18 protein-coding genes and 1 tRNA gene are annotated in these 20,136 nt (G+C 66.5%); 9 read left to right on the top strand and 10 right to left on the bottom strand.

Annotated features, from left to right (window positions below):
• Positions 1 to 66: 66 nt before the first annotated feature.
• From glgX to metC, 6 genes are all read right to left on the bottom strand, one after another.
• Positions 67 to 2,241, bottom strand: a complete 2,175-nt coding sequence (gene glgX, locus PIGHUM_RS06620; RefSeq protein ID WP_124078605.1) for a glycogen debranching protein GlgX — start codon at positions 2,239 to 2,241, stop codon at positions 67 to 69.
• Between the two features lie 91 nt (positions 2,242 to 2,332).
• The gene (locus PIGHUM_RS06615) at positions 2,333 to 3,586 is read right to left on the bottom strand and encodes a D-amino acid dehydrogenase (protein ID WP_124078604.1); all 1,254 of its coding nucleotides are present in this window, start codon (positions 3,584 to 3,586) and stop codon (positions 2,333 to 2,335) included.
• 10 nt (positions 3,587 to 3,596) lie between these two features.
• Positions 3,597 to 4,598, bottom strand: coding sequence for a Bug family tripartite tricarboxylate transporter substrate binding protein (locus PIGHUM_RS06610; protein WP_124078603.1), 1,002 nt, complete (start codon positions 4,596 to 4,598; stop codon positions 3,597 to 3,599).
• Positions 4,599 to 4,842: 244 nt separating this feature from the next.
• Entirely contained in the window at positions 4,843 to 5,622 is a 780-nt protein-coding gene (locus PIGHUM_RS06605; RefSeq protein ID WP_124078602.1) for an SDR family oxidoreductase, read from the bottom strand.
• Positions 5,623 to 5,653: 31 nt separating this feature from the next.
• Positions 5,654 to 6,589, bottom strand: a complete 936-nt coding sequence (locus PIGHUM_RS06600; protein ID WP_124078601.1) for a 4-hydroxy-tetrahydrodipicolinate synthase family protein — start codon at positions 6,587 to 6,589, stop codon at positions 5,654 to 5,656.
• Positions 6,590 to 6,759: 170 nt separating this feature from the next.
• Positions 6,760 to 7,962 carry a cystathionine beta-lyase gene (gene metC, locus PIGHUM_RS06595; RefSeq protein WP_124078600.1) on the bottom strand — a complete coding sequence of 401 codons (1,203 nt, stop codon included), beginning with the start codon at positions 7,960 to 7,962 and terminating at the stop codon, positions 6,760 to 6,762.
• Between metC and PIGHUM_RS23875 the strand changes: the two genes are divergently transcribed.
• The 3 genes from PIGHUM_RS23875 (at position 7,961) to PIGHUM_RS06585 (ending at position 10,995) form a co-directional block, all read left to right on the top strand.
• Entirely contained in the window at positions 7,961 to 8,101 is a 141-nt protein-coding gene (locus PIGHUM_RS23875; protein ID WP_160142188.1) for a hypothetical protein, read from the top strand. The two genes, metC and PIGHUM_RS23875, sit on opposite strands and share 2 nt — an antisense overlap.
• Before the next feature lie 37 nt (positions 8,102 to 8,138).
• Complete coding sequence (locus tag PIGHUM_RS06590; protein ID WP_124078599.1) at positions 8,139 to 8,597, top strand: Lrp/AsnC family transcriptional regulator; 459 nt, start codon at positions 8,139 to 8,141, stop codon at positions 8,595 to 8,597.
• 94 nt (positions 8,598 to 8,691) lie between these two features.
• The gene (locus PIGHUM_RS06585) at positions 8,692 to 10,995 is read left to right on the top strand and encodes a molybdopterin-dependent oxidoreductase (RefSeq protein WP_124078598.1); all 2,304 of its coding nucleotides are present in this window, start codon (positions 8,692 to 8,694) and stop codon (positions 10,993 to 10,995) included.
• Here PIGHUM_RS06585 and PIGHUM_RS06580 read toward each other — a convergent pair.
• The 3 genes from PIGHUM_RS06580 to PIGHUM_RS06570 all read right to left on the bottom strand — a co-directional run bounded on the left by PIGHUM_RS06580 (position 10,992) and on the right by PIGHUM_RS06570 (position 13,541).
• A complete protein-coding gene (locus PIGHUM_RS06580) occupies positions 10,992 to 12,386 on the bottom strand; it encodes an amino acid permease (protein WP_124078597.1) in 1,395 nt (464 codons plus the stop codon). The genes PIGHUM_RS06585 and PIGHUM_RS06580 overlap by 4 nt on opposite strands.
• A gap of 68 nt (positions 12,387 to 12,454) precedes the next feature.
• A tRNA-Arg gene (locus PIGHUM_RS06575) sits at positions 12,455 to 12,529 on the bottom strand.
• A 76-nt stretch (positions 12,530 to 12,605) separates the two neighbouring features.
• Positions 12,606 to 13,541, bottom strand: a complete 936-nt coding sequence (locus tag PIGHUM_RS06570; RefSeq protein WP_124078596.1) for a LysR substrate-binding domain-containing protein — start codon at positions 13,539 to 13,541, stop codon at positions 12,606 to 12,608.
• Between the two features lie 134 nt (positions 13,542 to 13,675).
• On the opposite strand from PIGHUM_RS06570, the gene PIGHUM_RS06565 reads away from it, so the two are divergent.
• The 6 genes from PIGHUM_RS06565 to PIGHUM_RS06540 all read left to right on the top strand — a co-directional run bounded on the left by PIGHUM_RS06565 (position 13,676) and on the right by PIGHUM_RS06540 (position 19,453).
• On the top strand, positions 13,676 to 14,554 hold the full coding sequence (locus PIGHUM_RS06565; RefSeq protein WP_124078595.1) for an HTD2 family dehydratase: 879 nt from the start codon (positions 13,676 to 13,678) through the stop codon (positions 14,552 to 14,554).
• Positions 14,551 to 15,777, top strand: a complete 1,227-nt coding sequence (locus tag PIGHUM_RS06560; protein WP_124078594.1) for a CaiB/BaiF CoA transferase family protein — start codon at positions 14,551 to 14,553, stop codon at positions 15,775 to 15,777. Before PIGHUM_RS06565 ends, PIGHUM_RS06560 begins: the two co-directional genes overlap by 4 nt.
• 21 nt (positions 15,778 to 15,798) lie before the next feature.
• Positions 15,799 to 16,716, top strand: coding sequence for an HpcH/HpaI aldolase/citrate lyase family protein (locus PIGHUM_RS06555; RefSeq protein WP_124078593.1), 918 nt, complete (start codon positions 15,799 to 15,801; stop codon positions 16,714 to 16,716).
• A gap of 64 nt (positions 16,717 to 16,780) precedes the next feature.
• Complete coding sequence (locus PIGHUM_RS06550; RefSeq protein WP_124078592.1) at positions 16,781 to 17,764, top strand: Bug family tripartite tricarboxylate transporter substrate binding protein; 984 nt, start codon at positions 16,781 to 16,783, stop codon at positions 17,762 to 17,764.
• Positions 17,765 to 17,792: 28 nt separating this feature from the next.
• Positions 17,793 to 18,488 carry a cysteine hydrolase family protein gene (locus PIGHUM_RS06545; RefSeq protein WP_246012977.1) on the top strand — a complete coding sequence of 232 codons (696 nt, stop codon included), beginning with the start codon at positions 17,793 to 17,795 and terminating at the stop codon, positions 18,486 to 18,488.
• Positions 18,489 to 18,601: 113 nt separating this feature from the next.
• Positions 18,602 to 19,453 (top strand): HpcH/HpaI aldolase/citrate lyase family protein, encoded by an 852-nt coding sequence (locus PIGHUM_RS06540; protein ID WP_222929228.1) that lies wholly within the window; start codon positions 18,602 to 18,604, stop codon positions 19,451 to 19,453.
• Here PIGHUM_RS06540 and PIGHUM_RS06535 read toward each other — a convergent pair.
• Positions 19,442 to 20,134, bottom strand: a complete 693-nt coding sequence (locus tag PIGHUM_RS06535) for a GntR family transcriptional regulator (RefSeq protein WP_124078590.1) — start codon at positions 20,132 to 20,134, stop codon at positions 19,442 to 19,444. The two genes, PIGHUM_RS06540 and PIGHUM_RS06535, sit on opposite strands and share 12 nt — an antisense overlap.
• Between the last annotated feature and the right edge of the window lie 2 nt (positions 20,135 to 20,136).

The following is a 20,136-nucleotide window of genomic DNA, read 5'->3' as shown; positions in this document are numbered from 1 at the left end:
AATACAACACTTGATTTACGCAAATTCGCGGAAGGGCGGCACATCGCGCCCAGCCGCGCCGGTGGATCAAGCTGCCTGATCGGTCATGCGCGTCTCGATATTGGCCAGGACTCTTGCGGAAGCGCCGCGCGCTTCCAGCGCGAACAGCAGCAGCGAATAGCCGGTGACCTGATAGACGTCGTGCGCATTGAAAACAGGCAGATCGTCGCGCACCGGCATGTTGGTGTCGAGCAGGCAGGTCCAGGCGTCGGGGCCGGGGACGTCGGGCAAGGTGAAGTTGACCGCGTCGTGGTGGGCGTTGAACACCAGCAGCAGCGTGGTGTCGGCGGCGAGGCGCTTGATGCCGGAGGCTTGCGCGCGCCCGTCGATGAGCATGCCGAAGCAGCGCATGGCCGGGTCGGACCACTGTTCGGCGGCCAGTTCGGCTGCCGCGGGCGAGAGCCATTTGACGTCGGTCACTTCCAGCGCGTCGTTGTATTCGCCGGTGAGAAAACGGTTGCGGCGCAGGACCGGCAGGCGCTGGCGCAGATAGATCAGCTTGCGCACGAACTCCAGCAGCGCCCGGCCGGGCTCGCCGATGCCTTCCCAATCCACCCAGCTGATCTCGTTGTCCTGGCAGTAGGCATTGTTGTTGCCTTGCTGTGTGCGTCCGAATTCGTCGCCGGCCAGCAGCATGGGCGTGCCCTGCGCAAGCAGCAGGGTGGCCAGCATGTTGCGCTTCTGGCGTTCGCGCAGCGCGTTGATGCCGGCATCGTCGGTGGGGCCTTCGGCGCCGCAGTTCCAGGAGCGGTTGTCCGAATGGCCGTCGCGGTTGTCTTCGCCGTTGGCCTCGTTGTGCTTGTCGTTATAAGAGACGAGGTCGTTCAGCGTAAAGCCGTCGTGCGCGGTGATGAAGTTGACGCTGGCCCATGGCTTGCGGCCGCGGCGGTTGAATTTGTCTCCCGAGGCCGTGATGCGCGTGGCGAAGTCGGCGGCCGTGCCGGCGTCGCCTTTCCAGAACCCGCGCACGGTATCGCGGAAGCGGTCGTTCCATTCGGCCCAGCCGGGCGGAAAGCCCCCGACCTGATAGCCGCCCGGACCGCAATCCCAGGGTTCGGCGATCAGCTTGACGCTGGAGAGCACCGGGTCCTGCCGGCAGCTGTCGAGAAAGCCCCCGCCTTCGTCGAAGCCGTGGTCCTCGCGGCCCAGGATGGTGGCGAGGTCGAAGCGGAAACCGTCCACCTTCATTTCCGTGGCCCAGTAGCGCAGGCTGTCGGTCACCATCTGCAAGGTGCGCGGATGGCTCATGTTGAGGGTGTTGCCGGTGCCGGTGTCGTTGATGTAGTAGCGCGGTTCGTCCGGCAGCAGCCGGTAGTAGGAGGCGTTGTCTATGCCCTTGAACGACAGCGTGGGGCCCATTTCGTTGCCCTCGGCCGTATGGTTGTAGACCACGTCCAGGATCACTTCCAGGCCGGCGTCGTGGAAGCGGTCCACCATGCTCTTGAACTCCGGCACGTCGGCCCCGGCGAAATAGCGCGGATCGGCGGCGAAGAAGCCCAGGGTGTTGTAGCCCCAGTAATTGGTCAGCCCGCGTTCCAGCAGGTGATTGTCATTGACGAAGGTGTGGACCGGCAGCAGCTCCACCGACGTGATGCCCAGGCTGCTCAGATAGGCGATCACTTCGTCGCTCTGCAGGCCCGCCACCGTTCCGCGCAGTTCGGGCGGGACGGCGGGGTGGCGCCTGGTAAAGCCCGCCGCGTGCAGTTCGTACAGCACCGTACCGTCCCAGGGAACCCGCACGCGGTCCGGGCGGTTCGCGGCGCTGCCGCTGTCGACGACGACACATTTGGGTACCAGGCCGGCGCTGTCGCGCTCGTCGAAGGAAAGATCGCCAGCCGGATCGCCGACACGGTAGCCGAATACTTCGGGACCCCAGCGCAACTGGCCCGAGTGTTCTTTCGCATAAGGGTCGAGCAGCAGTTTGTTGGGGTTGAAGCGGTGGCCTTCCTGCGGCGCGTAGGGACCGTGTACGCGGTATCCGTACAGCGTGCCCGGCGCCAGGCCGTGCAGGTAGCCATGCCAGATTTCGTCGGTGTACTCCGGAAGTTCTATCCGCTCGATTTCGCGATCGCCGTCGAACAGACACAATTCCACCTTGGTGGCGTGGGCAGAAAAAAGCGCGAAATTGGTGCCGCGCCCATCCCAGGTCGCACCCAGGGGATAGGGACTGCCTTCGGAGAGCCTGTACTGTCCGTTTGCCATGACGTCGTGTCCGCGGGAGAGGGGGTCCATAGCATGCAATAGCCGGACCAGCCCGTCTGCGTACGTCAGTGAGAAAACGTAAGCGGCCGGGCTAAAACCTGTCGACGGTCAGGCCGTCCAGATCGATGGCCGGCGTGCGGCCCGAAACAATGTCGGCCACCACCTTGGACGTGCCGCAGGACTGCGTCCAGCCGTTGGAACCGTGTCCGCTGTTCAGAAACAGGTTGCGCCAGGGCGAGCGGCCCAGGATGGGCGGGCCGTCCGGCGTCATGGGCCGCAGGCCGGCCCAGAACTCGACCTTGTCCCACTCCAGGCCGCGCGGCACCAATTCCCGCACCACCTCGACCAGCAGGCGCTTGCGGGCCGGATCCAGGTCCAGGCCATAGCCGGTCAGTTCGGCCATGCCGGCGGCGCGGATGCGGTCGCCAAGGCGGGAGATCATGATCTTGTTGTGTTCGTCCATCACCGCCATGCGCGGCGCGGCGTCCGGGTCCGAGACCGGCACGGTGATGGAATAGCCTTTGAGCGGATAGACCGGCAGCTTCAGGCCGAGCGGCCGCACCAGGAAAGGCGCATGGCTGCCCAGCGCGAGCACGTAGGCGTCGGCCTGGAGCGGTCCCTGCGAGGTGCGCACCGATGCGATCGCATCGCCGGCGCGCTCCAGCGCCTGGATCGATACGCCGTAGCGGAACGCCACGCCGCGCGCCTCCAGGTAGGCCGCCAGCCCCTGCGAAAATTTGTAGCTGTCGCCGGAGGCGTCGGCCGGCAGGTGCAGGGCGCCGGAGAATCCGGCCTGGCTGTGCGCCATGGCCGGTTCGATGGAAGGGATCTGCGCCGCTTCCAGGATGCGCCAGGGCACGCCGTACTCTTCCAGCGTGCGCGCCGACAGCCGGCCCAGTTCCAGTTCGGCGGGCGTGCGGAAGATCTGCAATACGCCGCCTTCGTGGAAATCGAAGCCGGGCAGCGCTTCGCCGCCGGCGATCTCGCGCAGGCACTGCAGGCTGTAGTGGGCCACGCGCTGCATGCGCAGCTTGTTGACGCGGAAGCGCTCGGCATTGCAGTTGCGCATCCACTCCAGCACCCAGGCCACCTTGCGCGGCTCGGGCAGCGGCGAGAAGCGGATGGGGGAGTCGCGCTGCACCGACATCTTGAGCACTTTGGCGATCATGCCAGGCGCGGCCCAGGGCCCCGCGAAGCTCGGGCACAGCCCGCCGGCATTGCCATAGCTGGTTTCCCGGCCCGGCCCCGGCTGGCGGTCGACGACGGTCACTTCGTGACCGTCCTTCCACAAGTAGTAGGCGGTCGCCACGCCGACCACGCCGGCGCCGAGCACGAGAACCTTCATGGCGCTGCGGTCACTCGACCGTGATGTGGGCGGCGTCGATGACCTTCTGGTAGCGCGCCATTTCGGAGTCGATGTACTTGGCGAAATCCGCCGAGTTCTTGTAGGCGGCCTCGAAGCCCAGGCTCGCCAGGCGTTCCTTGACCTCGGCGGAAGCCATGATCTTGGCCGACGCGGCATCGAGTTTCTTGACGATCTCGGTGGGCACCTTGGCGGGCGACCACAGGCCGTACCAGGAATAGAACTCGAAGTCCTTGAAGCCCGACTCGCGCATGGTCGGCACGTCCGGCAGCAGCGGGCTGCGCTCGCGGCCGGTGACGGCCAGCGCGCGCAGCTTGCCCGCCTTGACGTGCGGCAGCGAGGACAGCATCGGATCCATCATCGCGGAAACCTGCCCGCCCACCAGATCCTGCAGCGCCGGGGCCGCGCCCTTGTACAGCACGATGGGGATCTGCGAGCTGAGGCTGGTCTCGTACAGGAACTGCGCCGCGGCCAGGTGGCCGGCCGAACCGAAGCCGCTGGTCACGAAGGTGTATTTCTTGGGCTCGTTCTTGAGCAGCGACACGAAGTCCTTCACGTTGGAGGCCGGGACTTGCGGATGGACGCTGAAAATCAGCGCGCCTTGCGCGAGCATGCTGATGGGCGTGAAGTCCTTGACGGCATCGAACTTGATGGTCTTCTTGTACAGCAGGGAATTGATGGAGTGGATGGACGCGTTGAAATACAGCGTATAGCCGTCCGCGTCGGCCCGGGCGACGTGGGCCGCGCCGATCATGCCCGACGCGCCTGCGCGGTTCTCCACCACCACCGATTGCTTGAGTTCGTCCCTGAGCTTGTCGGCGAACAGGCGCGCCGTGCTATCGACCGCGCCGCCTGGCGCGTGCGGCACCACGATGGTAATGGGACGGGTGGGATACTCGCCCTGGGCCGAGGCAGCCCCCGAGAAAGCTACTCCGGCAGCGCCCAGCGCGGCAAGAGTAGTGCTGATGAAAGTGCGGCGGGTGGTGTGTTTCATGATTTTCCCCATATATTGAAACCAGTATTGTCTCTGTTTTCTATATATTTTTCTGAAATATAGAAATGCCCCCATGCGCTATGCGCTCCCTCCAGGGCCCGGCAAATCCAGCTACCACTGACTTCTTTTCCAACAACCATTCTCTCCAAGCCGATGCCGCCCAAAAGACGGGCGCCGCGGATCCGGCTCCGCCGGTCCGCCAGCGCCGCCCCCCGGGGGGCGCGCGAAGCGCGTAGGGGGGGGCCTAATACGTCCCCGGATACCCCCCGCCGTCGATCAGGATGCTCTGGCCGGTGATGTAGCCCGTGTGGGCCGAGCAGATGAACGCGCACAGCGCGCCCAGTTCCTCGGCGCGGCCCATGCGGCCGGCGGGATTGTTGCTGCCGCGTTCTTCCCACAGCTGATCGAAGGATTTGCCGGTTTCTTCCAGCATGCCCTCGATGTGCCGCCGCTGCGCGTCGGTGGAGAACACGCCGGGCAGCAGGTTGTTGACGGTGACGTTGTGGCGGACGGTCTGGCGGGCCAGGCCGGCAGCGAAGCCCACCAGGCCGGAGCGCGCGCCGTTGGACATCCCCAGTTCGATCTGCGGCGTTTTCACGCTGCGCGACACGATGTTGACGATGCGGCCGAACTTGCGGTCCATCATGCCGTCCACGGTACGGCGCATCATCTCGATGGGCCCCAGCATCATGGCGTCCAGCGCCTGGTGCCAGTCGTCCAGGCTCCACTTGCGGAAGTCTCCGGGCGCAGGACCGTCGGCGTTGTTGACCAGGATGTCGGGCGCGGGGCAGGCCGCCAGCGCGGCATCGCGGCCCGCCTCGCTGGTGATGTCCGCGACGACGTAGCGCACCGGCGTGCCGGTGGCCTGGCCGATCTCGGCCGCGGCCAGTTCGAGCGTGGACTGGGTGCGCGCGGCGATCACCACCTGCGCGCCTTCCTGCGACAGCTGCTGGGCGCACGCGCGCCCCATGCCGCGGCTGCCGCCGAACACCAGCGCGTGTCTACCTTGTATGCCGAGATCCATGCGTCTTCCTGTCGTCTATCCTGCAAGGGAGTTATACGGATTTGAGTTCTGGAGAGCTCCAGCCGTACTTCTTGTCCAGTTCCAGTTCGCGCACCACGCGCAGGCCCTTCTGCAGGGCTTCCGGCGCCAGGGCCTTGAGCGGCTTGCGCAGCTCGCCGGCCGGCAGGCCCACCGCCTTCATCAGCGACTTGATGGCGACGGGGTTGATGGCCGAGTACGAGAAATGCAGCATGGGCAGCAGGTGCAGGTACATGTCGCGGAAGCTCTCGGACACTTCCGGCGTCTTCCAGGGCTTGGAGATGACGGCGATCTCGGCCGGCGAGATGTTGCCGGTCATGTTGGCGGTGCCGTGGCCGCCCAGGCTCATGGTCGGCACGACCAGGCCCAGGTTGGGCGAATCGCAGCACATCACGGACACGTCGGGGCGGGCGCGCAGCACCTGGGCGACCTGGCCGACGCGCGTGGTCGATTCCTTGTGCACCACGTAGTTGGGGTGCTTGAAGATGCGCAGCAGGTTGTCCCAGTGCAGGTCGGTCTTCACGCGCGGCGGGTTGTTGTAGATGCCCAGCGGCAGGTCGGTCGCGTCGGCCACTTCCAGGAAGTAGTCTTCGAGGTCGGCTTCGGGGCCGCAGATGTAGGCGGGCGCGGCCAGGATCGCGCCGTCGGCGCCGTTGTCGCGGGCAAAGCGCAGGTAGTCTATGGTGGTGGCGGTGTTGTTGCCCGTGCAGCCGTAGAAGAACTTCATCTTCCCGGTCTTCATCTTGGCCGTCTCGGCAATGATCTGTTCGCGTTCCTTCTGCGACAGCATCGAGACCTCGCCGGTCGAGCCCATGATGAGCACGGCGGCCGTGCCGTTGTCCTCCTGGAACTTCAGCAGGGTGCGAAAGCCCTCGAAGTCCACGGTGCCATCCTGGTTGAACGGGGTGATCAGGGCGACGAACGACCCTTCGATTTTCATCTTTGCCATGGTAGTTCCACTAGTATGAGTTCATTCCCCCGCGCCCTGCCGGGCGCCCCTCTGGAAGGCGGCGCTGGCGGACCGGCGAGCCGGATCCGCGGCGCCCTGGGTGGGGAAAGGCAGGTTACGGGTTCGGGGGTAATGCCAAGTTGAAATGATACTCCGCGCTTTCTGCGCGTTCAGGCGCGCAGCGGCACGGGCGCGGATTCCACCTGGGCCAGGGCGGCGAAGCCGTTTTCCAGGTCGGCGATCAGGTCGGCGGGATCTTCCAGGCCGATGTGCAGGCGCAGCGCCTGTCCCTTGTGCGGCCACTGCGTGGTGGTGCGGTCGCCGGCGGGGTTGAACGGGATCACCAGGCTTTCGTAGCCGCCCCACGAGACGCCGATGCCGAACAGCTGCAGGGTGTCGATGAAGGCTTCCACCGCCGCCGGAGACGCCGGCTTGAGCACCACGGCGAAGAGGCCGCACGCGCCGAGGAAGTCGCGCTTCCACAGCGCATGGCCGGGGTGGCTGGGCAGCGCAGGATGCAGCACGCGCTCGACCTCCGGACGGGTTTCGAGCCAGGAAGCCACTTCCACGCCGCTTTTCCAGTGCTGCTGCAGGCGCACGTTCATCGTGCGCAGGCCGCGCAGCGCCAGGTAGGCGTCGTCGGGGCCGGCCGTCTGGCCCAGGTCCTGCGCCGCGCGCTTGACCAGCGGCCAGGTTTCTTCGGTGCAGGTGGCGATGCCCAGCATGGCGTCCGAATGGCCGACGATGTACTTGGTGGCGGCCTGGATCGAGACGTCCACGCCATGCTCGAAGGGCTTGAAGAATAGCGGGGTGCCCCAGGTGTTGTCCATGACCACCTTGGCGCCGTGCCGGTGCGCGGCCTCTGCGATGGCCGGGATGTCCTGCACCTCGAAGGTTTCCGAACCCGGCGATTCCACATAGACCACCCGCGTATTGGGGCGGATGAAGGCCTCGATGCCGGCGCCGCAAGTGGGATCGTAGACCGTGGTCTCGACGCCGAAGCGGCTCAGTACCCGGGTCAGGAAGCCGCGGGTGGGCGAATAGGCGCTGTCGGTCAGCAGCACGTGATCGCCGGCGGCCAGCAGTGCGGTCAGCACGGTCGTGCAGGCGGCCAGGCCCGAGGGAAAGAGCTGGGAGCGGCAGCCGCCTTCCAGCTCGGCCACGGCTTCTTCCAGCGCATGGTGCGTGGGCGTGCCGAAGCGGCCGTAGGTGCTCGCGCCGTGTTCGTCGGCGGCGCGGCGGCGCTTCTTGTCTTCCCATTCGGCCATCGTGGCGTGCAGGATGGTCGAGCCGCGGAAGATCGGCGTGTTGACGAGTCCGGCGAATCGTTCGGGATGGCGGCCGGCGTTCACCAGCCTGGTTTTCTCTTTCATGGCTACGCTGTTTCCTCTTGCTGTGCGCGATGGGGCCGGAGGGCCTTCCGCCACGCTGACCATTGAGGAAAGTGTAGAAGCAGGAGCGATTAAATTTTTTTCCTTATCGACTGGCTTTCGCCGGAAAAATGAAAAATAATTCTCTTTGAGAAAAATACAATGATAGGAAATTCCCTGTGGATAAAAAAGACAGAAACATTCTTTCGATCCTGCAGGAGGACGCCACGCTGTCGGTCAACGAGATTGCCGAGCGCGTGAGCCTTTCGCCCACGGCGTGCTGGAAGCGCGTCCAGCGGCTGACGCAGGAGGGTGTGATCCGCAAGCAGGTGTGCCTGCTCGACGACCGCAAGCTGGGCGTGGGGGTGACGGTGTTCGTGGCGGTCAAGACCAATCACCACGACCTGCAATGGCTGCAGAAATTCGCCGCCGGCGTGCGCGACATGCCCGAGGTGGTCGAGTTCTACCGCATGAGCGGCGACATCGATTACCTGCTGAAAGTAGTGGTGCCGGACATCCAGGGCTTCGACCTGGTGTACAAGAAACTGATACAGGTCGTGGAACTGTTCGACGTGAGTTCCAGTTTCGCGATGGAAGAATTGAAATATACGACGGCCCTGCCGCTGGATTACGCGTGAAGCCCACCCCTACCCGCTGTGCTCTGGGGCCGGGATTCGTGCAGATTATTGGTATCGCCGCGTAGTGGCAGGCGTTGGATTCTGGAGCAGTAGCATGGCTGGTGACATCAAGCGCTTTCCGTCCCTGTCGCATTGGGGCGCTTTTACCGCGGTGGTGGCCGATGGCCGCCTGCAGGCCTGCGAGCCGTTCGCGCGCGATCCGGCGCCATCTTCCATCCTGCAGTCCATGCCGGGCATGGTGCATTCGCCCCTGCGCATCGCCCGGCCGGCGGTGCGCGAAGGTTGGCTGAAGCGCCGCGGCGCCTCCGACCGCGGTGCGCGCGGCCGCGAGTCCTTCGTCGAGGTCGACTGGGACGTCGCGCTGCGGCTGGTGGCCGACGAACTGGCGCGGGTGCGCGCCGAACATGGCAGCGAAGCCATCTTCGGCGGCTCCTATGGCTGGTCGTCGGCGGGGCGGCTGCACCATGCGCGCACGCTCACCCACCGCTTCCTGAACGCGGGCGGCGGCTGCGTCAACCAGGCCGGCAATTACAGCTGGGGCGCGGCGCAGTTCCTGCTGCCGCACGTGATCGGCACGTATGCGCCGGTGACGGGGCGCGTCACCGACTGGAACAGCATGGCCGCCCATACCCGCCTGTTCGTGGCTTTCGGCGGCCTGCCGCTGCGCAATAGCCAGATCACCTCCGGCGGCGCCGGCGAGCACTCGACGCCGCGCTGGCTGGCGCGCGCGCTGGAGGCGGGCATGGAGCTCGCGGTCGTGAGCCCGACCCGGGACGACGTGCCCGAAGGCGTGCAGGCGCGCTGGATCCCGATCCGGCCCAATACCGACACCGCCATGATGCTGGGCATGGTGCACACCTTGCTGGTCGAGAACCTGGCGGACCGGGCATTCGTGCAAACCCACTGCGCCGGTTTCGACCGCTTCGAGCAGTACGTGCTGGGCAAGACCGACGGCACGGCCAAGAGCGCCGAATGGGCGCAGGACATATGCGGCGTGCCGGCCGCGGACATCCGCGCCCTGGCGCGCCAGGCGGCGACGACGCGCACCATGCTGACCTGCGCCTGGTCGCTGCAGCGCGCGCATCGCGGCGAACAGCCGTACTGGTGCTCGATCGCGCTGGCCTCGGCGCTGGGACAGATCGGCCTGCCGGGCGGCGGCTTCGCGTTCGGCCATGCCTCCATGAACGGCGTGGCCAATCCGCGCCCCGGCGTGGCCGCGCCTGAAATGGGGGCGGGCCGCAACCCGACCGGCAAGTCCATCCCGGTGGCGCGCATCGCCGACATGCTGCTGCATCCGGGCGAACCTTATGCCTTCAACGGCCGCGAGGACGTCTATCCCGATATCCGGCTGGTCTATTGGGCCGGCGGCAACCCCTTCCACCACCATCAGGACCTGAACCGGCTGGTGCGCGCCTGGAGCCGGCCCGAGACCGTCATCGTCCACGAAAGCTGGTGGACGCCTACCGCGCGCCGCGCCGACATCGTCCTGCCGGCCACCACCACGCTCGAGCGCAACGATATCGGCGGCTCCTCGCGCGACCGATTCGTGCTCGCCATGCACCAGGCGCTCGCGCCCCAGGGCCAGAGCCGCAACGACTTCGACATCTACCGCGAACTGTCCGCCCTGGCCGGCCACGAGCAGGCCTACACCGAGGGCCGCGACGAGATGGGCTGGCTGCGCCATATCTACGGCAATCTGGCGGCCAACTGGCGCGAAGGAGGTTTCGACGTTCCCGAATTCGAGGCCTTCTGGCAGCAGGGATTCCTGGAGCTGCCGGAACCGGCGAAATCCTTTGTTCTGTTCGAAGATTTCCGCCGCGATCCGGCTGCCCATCCGCTGTCCACCCCGTCGGGCCGCATCGAGGTCTACTCCGAGCGCATCGCCGGCTTCGGCTACGACGACTGCGCGCCGCATCCGGCCTGGCTCGAGCCGGTCGAATGGCTGGGCACCGCGCAGGCCAAGCGCTTCCCGCTGCACCTGGTGACCTCGCAGCCCGCGGACAAGCTGCATTCGCAACTGGATGCCGGAGCGGTATCGGTAGCGGCCAAGATCAAGGGCCGCGAGCGCATCCGGCTGTCGCGCGCCGACGCGGCCCGCCGGGGGGTCGAGAGCGGCGACCTGGTCAGGGTCTACAACGAGCGCGGCGCCTGCATGGCGGCCGCCGTCGTGGGCGAGGCGGTGATGCCCGGCGTGGCCGTCATGTCCACCGGCGCGTGGTTCGATCCGGCCGACGACGCCCTGGAACGGCACGGCAACCCCAACGTGCTGACGGTCGACGTGGGAACGTCCAGGCTTACGCAGGCGCCCAGCGCGCTGTCGGCGCTGGTGGAGGTGGAGAAGTGGCAGGGCGAGGCCCCGGCGGTGGAGGCCTTCGACCTGCCGGCCTTCGCGGTCTAGCGCTCGGCGAGAACGGATTTGCGGCGCGAGTAGAGGAAATACACGATCAGTCCGGCGGCCACCCACAGGCAGAAGGCCAGCCAGGTGATCCGGTCCAGGTGCGCGATGAGGAATACGCAGCAGGCGACGGCCGCGAGCGGGACGTAGGGTACGCCGGGGCAGCGAAAACCCCGCTGTAGTCCCGGATGGGTCTTGCGCAGGACGATGACGGCCAGCGAGATCAGCGAGAACGCGGCCAGCGTGCCGATGTTGATGAGCTCGGCCAGCACCGCCAGGGGGACGAGCCCGGCGACCAGCGCGAAAACGAGCCCGACGGACCACGTCAGCGCGAAAGGGGTCGCATAGCGGGGGTGCAGGCTGGCCAGCCGACGCGGCAGCAGGCCGTCGCGGGCCATGGCGTAGAGGATGCGCGTCAGGCCGTAGCTCATGACCAGGATGACCGTCGTCATGCCCAGGATCGCGCCCAGGTCCACCACGCCCGCCAGGCCGAGCTGCCCGGTGCGCTGCAGCGCCAGCGACACCGGGTGGTCGGCGTTGGAAGCGAAATCCCGGTAGGGCACGATGCCGGTCATGACCAGCGTGACGAGCACGTACAGCACGGTGCAGATCAGCAGCGAACCGAGGATGCCGAGCGGCAGGGAGCGCTGCGGGTTTCTGACTTCCTCGGCCGACGAGGCGACCGCGTCGAAGCCGATGAAGGCATAGAACATCAGGGCCGCGCCGGCATACACGCCGCCCATGCCGTACGGCATGAAGGGCGTCCAGTTCTCGGTTCGCACGTGGCTGGCGCCGGCGGCGATGAAGAGCACCACCACCAGGATCTTGATCACGACCATCGCGTTGTTCACCCGCTTGGACTGGCGGATGCCGAGCGAGAGCAGGGCGGTGACGGCGGCCAGGACCAGGAAGGCGGGCAGGTTGAACAGCGAGCCGCTGCCGGCCGCCGCCCCGGGCGCGGCGCGCAGCGCCTCGGGCAGGTGCAGTCCGAGGCCCGCGACCAGCGACTGCAGGTAGCCGGACCAGCCCGCCGCGACGGCCGAGGCCGCCAGGCCGAACTCCAGGATCAGGATCCAGCCGATCAGCCAGGCCGGGAGCTCGCCCAGCGTGGCGTAGACATAGGTGTAGACCGAACCCGATACCGGCAGCGAGGACGAGAATTCGGCATAGGACAGCGCCGAGAAGAAGCAGGCGACGGCCGCCAGGACGAAGGACAGAGACAGGGCGGGGCCGGCGATCAGGCTGCCGGTGCCGGTAAGAATGAAGATGCCCGAGCCGACGACCGCGCCCACGCCCAGCATGACGAGATCGAAGGTGGAAAGGCTTTTGCGCAGGCCCGCCATCCGGCGCTGCGCCAGCATGCTGTCTATGCTTTTGACGCGGAACAGGTCCATGGTCACCCCGCTCGATGTGGCGTTGGGCAATGCCGTCCGGTGCCCGCACGCGGCAGCATGCGCGATGGTGGCCTCGCCAGCAGGAATCGAACCTGCATCTGAGTCTTAGGAGGACCCTGTTCTATCCATTGAACTATGGCGAGCAAGACGCGGGCGGCCATGGCCGCCCGGGAAGCCCAGCATTCTAGCATCGTCGCCGGCGCCCCGGCATGGGCCGGGTCACTCGGGCGCGGCGGCGCGCAACAGTGCTTGTTCGATCGCCTCGCGCGTGAGCGCCGGGGCCAGCTTGCCGACGAATTCGTACAGGTGGCGCGGCCAGTAGGCGCCGCGGCGGGCCAGCGCGTAGACGGTGCTGGTCGGAAACAGGTGGTCCACGGGCCGCGCGTCCAGCTTGCGGTCGCGCGAGCGCTGGTAGGCGATCAGCGGGATGACGGCCAGGCCGACGCCGGTGGCGGCATAGCTTTTCATGATTTCGACGTCGGTGCCGCGCATCGCGATCGTCGGCACGAGTCCCGCCGCTTCGAAGGCGGCGTTGATGCGCCAGCCTATGGCGTGCTGCTCGCTGTAGGTGATGAGCGGGCAGCCGGCGATGGCCGCCAGGGTCAGCGGCTGGGCCGAGAAGATCGGATGGCCGCGCTGGCCGATCAGCACGTGCTTGAGCTCATAGCAGGGAATGGCGGCAAGCGTGGGCGGCACGATGCGCGGCATGGTGGACAGGCCCAGGTCCACTTCGCCGGTCGCGACCAGGTCGGCGATCTCGGACGGCGTGGCCTGGACCAGGTGCAGGCCGACGCCGGGGTGGCGCTGGGCGAAGGCGGGCACGATGTCCTGCAGGGCATAGCGGGCATGGGTGTGGGTGGTGGCGATGGCCAGCCGCCCTCCCGAGCCGCGCTGGTGGTCGCGCACGATCTGGGCGATGTCTTCGGTTGCCGCGAGCATGCCGCGCACGCAGCGCAGCACGTCGCGGCCTACGTCGGTGAGCCCCAGGATGCGGCTCTTGGAGCGGATCAGCAGGGTGACGCCCAGGCTGTCTTCCAGCAGCCGGATCTGCTTGCTGACGGCCGATTGGGTCGTGCACAGTACCTGAGCGGCGCGGGAGACGTTCATATCCTGGTCGACGACGGTGTGGAAGGCGCGCAGTTGCTGGAGTTTCATCGGTGCCGGCCGGCGTTCTGGTCGCTTGGATAATTCCAAAATGGAATAGACCTACGCAATTTATCATTTCCTGGAAAACCTCGGGCGGCCTACCATGCCGTCATTACCTGGAACACGGATCAGAGGAGCCGCTCGTGCAATCTTCTTCGCACTCGCTGGATGGGCTGCAGGCCTGGATAGGCCGCAGCGAATCGGCCACGGACGCCGCGACGCCGCAACTGGCGCAGCGGCTGTCGGCAACGATCGAATCGCCCCGCGGGCTCGATTTCGAACGGGGCCAGGAATTGCCGCAGATGTGGTACAGCGTGCTGTTCCCGCGCGTGGTGCCGCGCTCGCAACTGGGACGCGACGGCCATCCCGCCCTGGGCGACTTCCTGCCGCCCGTGCCGCTGCCCAAACGCATGTTCGCCGGCAAGCGCATCCAGTTCCTTGCGCCTGTGCGGATCGGCGACGAGCTCGAGCGCGTCTCTGAAATCGCCGCGGTGACGCCCAAGCAGGGCAGTTCGGGGCAACTGGTGTTCGTCACGGTGCGCCACACCATACGCGGCGCTTCCGGCGCGCTGGTGGTGGAAGAGCAGGACGTGGTCTATCGCGACAGCGTGCTGGGCAAGGAGGGCGGCGCGGCCAAGCCGGCGCCCGCGCCGTTCGAGGCCGAGCGCCGTTCCGAGACCATCGTGGCCGATCCGGTCATGATCTTCCGCTACAGCGCGCTGTGCTTCAACGGCCATCGCATCCACTACGACCTGCCCTATGCCACCGGGGTCGAGGGATATCCGGGGCTGCTGGTCAACGGCGGGCTGTCCGCGCTGTGCGCTGCCGAGCACCTGCACCAGGCCTGGGACGGCCGGCGTCTGGCGCGCATCGCCACCCGCAACGTCGCGCCGCTGTTCGAAGGCATGCCCTTCCGCATCGAGAGCCGCGCCGGCGCCGAACCCGGCGCCGTCGAGTTCCGCGTGGTCACCGAGGCCGGCAGGACGACCCTGCAAGGGTCGGCGCAGTTGGAGGCCGCATGAGCGCGGACAAAGGGCCGCTCGAGGGCCTGCGCGTGGTCGATCTCACGCAAGTGGTGGTCGGCCCGTACGCGACGCAATTCCTGGCCGATTTCGGCGCCGAGGTGATCAAGATCGAACATCCCTCGGGCGACCTGGCGCGCTGGATAGGGGGCCGTTCGCCCACGCCGGGCATGGCGGCCAAGTACCTGCACCTGAACCGCAACAAGAAAAGCGTGGCGCTGGACCTGAAAAAGCCCGGCGCGCTCGATGCGCTCAAGAAACTGATCGCCACCGCCGACGTCGTGGTCCACAACATGCGGCCGCCCGCAGCCGCGCGCCTGGGCCTGTCGCCCGGGGACCTGATCAAGATCAAGCCAGACCTGATCTACTGCAGCGTGGTGGGTTTCGGCCAGGAAGGGCGCTATCGCGACAAGCCTGCCTACGACTCCATCATCCAGGGCGCCTCGGGGCTGGCGGCGATCAACAATTTCGGCGACGGCCTGCCGCGCTTCGTGCCCATGGTGATCGCCGACCGCACCGTGGGCATCCTGGTGGCGCAATGCATCACCATGGCCGTCGTGCAGCGGCTGCGCCACGGCGGGCCGCAAGTGGTCGAGGTGCCGATGTTCGAGAGCATGACGGCCTTCGTGCTGGCCGAGCACATGTTCCTGCGGACCTTCGATCCGCCGCTGGGCGGGGCCGGCGACAGCCGCCTGCTCGACCCGAATTCGCGTCCGGTGCGGACCGCCGACGGCTTCATCTGCGTGACGGCCAACACCGACGAGCAGGTGTTCGCGATGTTCCGAGCCATGGGCCGGCCCGAGCTGTGCGCCGATCCGCGCTTCGCCGAAAAGCGCGCCCGCTTCGAGCACATCGGCGAGATGTTCCGCCTGCGCAACGAGGCTTTCCTGATGCGGACCACGGCGGAATGGGTGGCGCTGCTGGAGGCGGCGGACGTGCCCGCCATGCCGCTGCATACGCTGGACTCCGTGCTGGACGATCCGCACCTGGCCGAAACCGGCCTGTTCCAGAAGGTCGAGCATCCGACCGAAGGTACCATCACCAACCTGCGCAATCCGGTGAAATTCTCGTCGTACGAGCCGGCGCTGAAACAGACGGCGCCGCACATCGGCCAGGACAGCGAGGACGTGCTGCGCGGCGTCGGCTTGTCGCAGCAGGAGATCGATGCCATGGCGCGCAGCGGCGCCATGGTCCAGCACCGGCCCGTCGCGGCCGCAGCATAGCAAAAAGGAGGAGCAGACATCATGACCAGCCTGGCTGAACGGGCGCTGCAGCGCGAATTGCCCGTGTGGCGCTCGCTGCTGTACGTGCCGGCCAACGTACCGCGCTTTGTCGAGAAGGCCCATACCCGGGGCGCCGACGCGATCATCCTCGATCTCGAGGACAGCGTGCCGGCGGACCAGAAAGCCGCCGCGCGCGAGCAGGTTCCGCAGGCCGCAGCGCAGGTGCGCCAAGGCGGCGCGGACGTGCTGGTGCGGGTCAACCGGCCGCTGTCGCTGTGCGTGCGCGACATCGAGGCGGGCATGGCGGGGCCGATCGACGGCTTCGTCGTTCCCAAGGTCGACGGGCCCTCGCACGTGCGGCTGCTCGACGAACTGGTGACCGGACTCGAAGAGGATGCGGGCCTGCCGGCGGGACGCATCCGTTTCGTGCTGACGATCGAGACGCCCGAGGCTTTCGAGCAGATGTCGGATATCGCGCGGGCCTCGCCGCGCGTGGCCGGGCTCAACCTCGGCGCCGAGGATTTCTCGCTCAGCGGCGGCTTCGAGCCGGTCGAGGAAGTGCTGCTGATGCCCAAGCAGCGCATGATCCTGGCCGCCCGCGCCGCCGGCGTGATGCCGCTGGGTTTTATCGGCACGGTGGCGGATTTCTCCGACTGGGAGCGCTTTCGCGCCATGGTGCGGCGCTCGCGCCAGTTCGGGTTCGACGGCGCCAGCTGCGTGCATCCCGGCCAGGTGGCCATCGTCAACGAAGAGTACGGCCCGCGGCCGGGCGACGTGGACTACGCCCGCCGCGTCATCGACGCCGCGGACCGGGCGCAGGCCGAAGGGCGCGCGTCGTTCCAGCTGGACGGCAGGATGATAGACATCCCCGTCATCGAGCGCGCCCGCAAGCTGCTGGAACGCCAGCGGCGCATCGAGGCGCGGGCGCAGCGCGCCTGAACCGCGGCGCCGCACCGCATCGCACACCTAGAGCCACCCCAGGCTCGCATCCAAGGATCTGATCATGTCTCAGTGCTCTCGTTTGTCCCATGTGGTGGCAGTGGCTGTCTTGGCGATGTCGTTGCCGGGCGCTTCTTATGCGGCGGCGCCAGGTTTTCCTGCCAAGCCCGTTCGCATCGTCGTCGGCTGGCCGCCGGGGGGATTGGCGGACATCGCGTCGCGCACGGTCGCCGAACAGTTGGCTGCGCTATGGAAACAGCCTGTCATCGTGGATAACCGTGCCGGTGCCTCGGGGGCCATCGCCGCAGATTTCGTGGCGCGTTCGCCCGCGGACGGGTATACGCTGCTCGCCATCATGCCCGACCACGTCATTTTGCGGGCCGTCCAGCCCAAGCCTGCGGGCTCGCCGAACGCCGATTTCGCGCCGGTATCGCAGCTCGGCATCGCGCCTTTGCTGGTCATGGTCAATCCGAAAGTGGGGGTCGAGACCATTCAGGATCTCGTCGCGCTTGCCAAGCGCAAGCCCAACGCATTGACCTACGCCACACCGGGCGCGGCGTCCATGCACCATCTGTCGCAAGCACTCCTGAATTCGCAGACCGGAGTGCAGATGATGCACATTCCTTATAAAGGGGGAGCGCCGGCCATGATGGACGCAATCGGCGGCGTCGTGGATATGACATTGGGAAGTCCGGCGCAGTCGCTTGCCTACGTTCAGTCGGGGAAGCTCAAGGCCCTCGCCGTTACGTCGTCGAAGCGTTCGGCATTGCTTCCGGAGATTCCCACCGTATCCGAGACCGTGCTGCCGGGGTTCGCCGCCGGATTGTGGGTGGGCGTGCTTGCCCCCGCCGGCACGCCGGATGCGTTGGTGCGGCAGATCGGCGCGGATATCCGGAAAGTCATGACCCAGTCGTCGGTGCGCAGCAAGCTGCAGGAGCAGGGAGTGGACGTAGTCGCCAGCACGCCTGAGCAATTCTCCGCTTTCATGCGGGAAGAAGAGGTGCGCTGGACCGAGGTAGTGAAGAAGGCGGGCGTGACGGCGAACTGATGCCGGTGTCACGCGTGCGATCCCTCGAATGACCGGAGAACGCTTCAAAATGGAAACCGCGACACCTTATGGCCTTGCGCCGTATCTGATAGATCGGATCATGCAAAAGCGAGGCCGGCTCCATGTGTTCGAGCGCATGGAGCCGGCCAAGACCGCGCTGGTCGTGATCGACATGCAGTACTACTACCTGGATGATGTTCCGTCGGCGCAAATCATCATTCCCACGGTCAACCGGCTCGCCGCGGGTTTCCGCAGCAAGGGGGCTCTGGTCGCATGGGTGCAGAGTACCGCGGGGCGTGGAGGACAAAGCCTGTGGCCGCTCTACCATGATTCATTCTTCCAGGCGGAAAACGGGGCCCGGCATAGGGATGGCCTGACGGAGGGAGCATACGGACATCGGCTTCATGCGGAGCTCGATGTCTCTACCGTGGACCTTCTTGCCAACAAAAGCCGTTTCAGCGCTTTCTTGCCTGGAAAATCGGACCTTCCCGATCTTCTCGCCGCAAGGGGCGTGGAGAACGTCGTGATCGCCGGCGTGGTCACCAATTTCTGCTGCGAAACGTCGGCTCGGGACGCCATGATGCTGGACTACCGTGTCGCAATGATTTATGACGCGACCGCCGCGCGTTATGAAGAAGACCATCGAATGGGATTGTCCAGTGCGTTCGTCAATTTTTGCGACGTTCGCATGGCGGACGAAATGCTCGAGTCGGTCTTGATCTGAACCCCGAATCTGCCGTGCCCGGCGGCGCCTGTGTGCGCCGCCGCTTTCGTTCGTCCGTCCGAAAAAATATAGATAATTTGTTTATAACAAATTAATCATATATTATTCGTCGCATGGAACTGTTTCGTAGCATTCTCTATGTGCCCGGAGCCAAGCCCCGAGCGCTGGCGCGAGCTAGCCAGGCAGGGGCCGACGCGCTGGTGCTGGATCTCGAGGACGCCGTCGCGCCGGCCGCCAAGACCGAGGCCCGCCGCGGTGTCGCCGGCATGCTGCAAGGCGGAGGGTTCGCCGGGCGGCGCGCCATCGTGCGCATCAACGGCCTGGATACGCCTTGGGGCAGGGACGACCTGGAGATGGTGCGGCAATGCCGGCCGGAAGCCGTCCTGGTGCCGAAGGTGGAGTCGGCCGAAGCGCTCGAGCGGGTGCGGACAGGCCTCGGCGATGCCGCCGGCGCCGTCCCGCTCTGGGCAATGCTCGAAACCCCTTTGGGCGTGCTGCATGCCGAAGACATCGCCAGGCATGCGGCGGATCGCGGTATGCGCCTGTCCTGCCTGGTGCTGGGACTGAACGATTTATCGAGCGCGACCTGCGCCAGCCAGCTGCCGGGCCGCGTGCCGATGCTGCCGTGGCTGTCGGGCACGGTCCTGGTGGCGCGGGCGTATGGGCTGCCGATCGTCGATGGCGTTTTCAATGACTACGGAGACGAGCGGGGCCTGCGAGCCGAATGCGAGCAGGCGCGCCATCTCGGCTTCGACGGCAAGTCGTTGATCCATCCGGCGCAGGTCGCGGTCGCCAACGCGGCATTTGCCCCGAGCCGCGAGGAGATCGCGCACGCCCGCGCGGTGATCCGGGCATTCGAGGCGCCCGGAGCCGAGTCGCTGGGAGCGATCGGCATCGACGGGCGCATGGTCGAACGGCTGCATTTGTCGCAGGCCCGCCGCGTCCTGGCGCTTTCAGCCGCTTGAGGCCGCGAGCACGGAAATGAGCGTCTGCACGGTCTGCCTGACGTGAGCGTTCAGCGCCTCGGTAAGCGCGGCCGTGTCCCGGCTGAGCGCGGCCTCGAACAGGGCCTGGTGCTCGGCATGGATGTCGCGCGCGATGGCGGGCTTGGCGGAGAGGTATTGGTTTCGGTAGAAGTCCGTGTAGTCGAAGAGGTCGGCATTGAACTTCTGCAGCCATTCGGAGGGACAGTCGGCCACCAGGACCATATGGAAATGGCGATGGCGAGCTTCCCAGTCGGGATTGATGGTGGTCGAGTCGGAGGGGGTGCGGGGCGTGCGGAACAGGTGGTGCGCCGCCACGATCAGCTCTTTTTCCCATTCGGGCGATTCATTCTTGAACGACTCTCTCACCATGATTTCGTTGACCCAGCAGCGGGTGTCCCCCAACTGCCGGATCTCGGTGACGCTCACGTCGCGCACGAAAAAGCCCCGCTGATCGGATTGCTTGATCAGCAGTTCGGCCGCCAGGCGGTTGAGCGCCTCGCGCAGCGGGATGGGGCCGATCTTGTAGCGCTCGCGCAATCCATCGATGGACAGCCGGGAGCCCGGGCGGAAGGTTCCGAAGAGGATGTCCCGCCGCAGCAGTTCATAGGCCCGCGTAGCGGTGGTTTCCGTCGCGGCGTCGGTCGGAGAAGTCGTTTTCATTG

The sequence above is a fragment of the Pigmentiphaga humi genome, assembly GCF_900606115.1.
Taxonomy (GTDB): domain Bacteria; phylum Pseudomonadota; class Gammaproteobacteria; order Burkholderiales; family Burkholderiaceae_B; genus Pigmentiphaga; species Pigmentiphaga humi.
This window is presented reverse-complemented; position numbering and strand designations above follow the sequence as displayed.

Excerpts from the sequence above, each read along its gene's own strand:
- glgX (WP_124078605.1), bottom strand. The coding sequence starts at position 2,241 with ATGGCAAACGGACAGTACAGGCTCTCCGAAGGCAGTCCCTATCCCCTG.
- PIGHUM_RS06615 (WP_124078604.1), bottom strand. The coding sequence starts at position 3,586 with ATGAAGGTTCTCGTGCTCGGCGCCGGCGTGGTCGGCGTGGCGACCGCC.
- PIGHUM_RS06610 (WP_124078603.1), bottom strand. The coding sequence starts at position 4,598 with ATGAAACACACCACCCGCCGCACTTTCATCAGCACTACTCTTGCCGCG.
- PIGHUM_RS06605 (WP_124078602.1), bottom strand. The coding sequence starts at position 5,622 with ATGGATCTCGGCATACAAGGTAGACACGCGCTGGTGTTCGGCGGCAGC.
- PIGHUM_RS06600 (WP_124078601.1), bottom strand. The coding sequence starts at position 6,589 with ATGGCAAAGATGAAAATCGAAGGGTCGTTCGTCGCCCTGATCACCCCG.
- PIGHUM_RS23875 (WP_160142188.1), top strand. The coding sequence starts at position 7,961 with ATGGCTACGCTGTTTCCTCTTGCTGTGCGCGATGGGGCCGGAGGGCCT.
- metC (WP_124078600.1), bottom strand. The coding sequence starts at position 7,962 with ATGAAAGAGAAAACCAGGCTGGTGAACGCCGGCCGCCATCCCGAACGA.
- PIGHUM_RS06585 (WP_124078598.1), top strand. The coding sequence starts at position 8,692 with ATGGCTGGTGACATCAAGCGCTTTCCGTCCCTGTCGCATTGGGGCGCT.
- PIGHUM_RS06580 (WP_124078597.1), bottom strand. The coding sequence starts at position 12,386 with ATGGACCTGTTCCGCGTCAAAAGCATAGACAGCATGCTGGCGCAGCGC.
- PIGHUM_RS06570 (WP_124078596.1), bottom strand. The coding sequence starts at position 13,541 with ATGAAACTCCAGCAACTGCGCGCCTTCCACACCGTCGTCGACCAGGAT.
- PIGHUM_RS06560 (WP_124078594.1), top strand. The coding sequence starts at position 14,551 with ATGAGCGCGGACAAAGGGCCGCTCGAGGGCCTGCGCGTGGTCGATCTC.
- PIGHUM_RS06555 (WP_124078593.1), top strand. The coding sequence starts at position 15,799 with ATGACCAGCCTGGCTGAACGGGCGCTGCAGCGCGAATTGCCCGTGTGG.
- PIGHUM_RS06550 (WP_124078592.1), top strand. The coding sequence starts at position 16,781 with ATGTCTCAGTGCTCTCGTTTGTCCCATGTGGTGGCAGTGGCTGTCTTG.
- PIGHUM_RS06545 (WP_246012977.1), top strand. The coding sequence starts at position 17,793 with ATGACCGGAGAACGCTTCAAAATGGAAACCGCGACACCTTATGGCCTT.
- PIGHUM_RS06540 (WP_222929228.1), top strand. The coding sequence starts at position 18,602 with ATGGAACTGTTTCGTAGCATTCTCTATGTGCCCGGAGCCAAGCCCCGA.
- PIGHUM_RS06535 (WP_124078590.1), bottom strand. The coding sequence starts at position 20,134 with ATGAAAACGACTTCTCCGACCGACGCCGCGACGGAAACCACCGCTACG.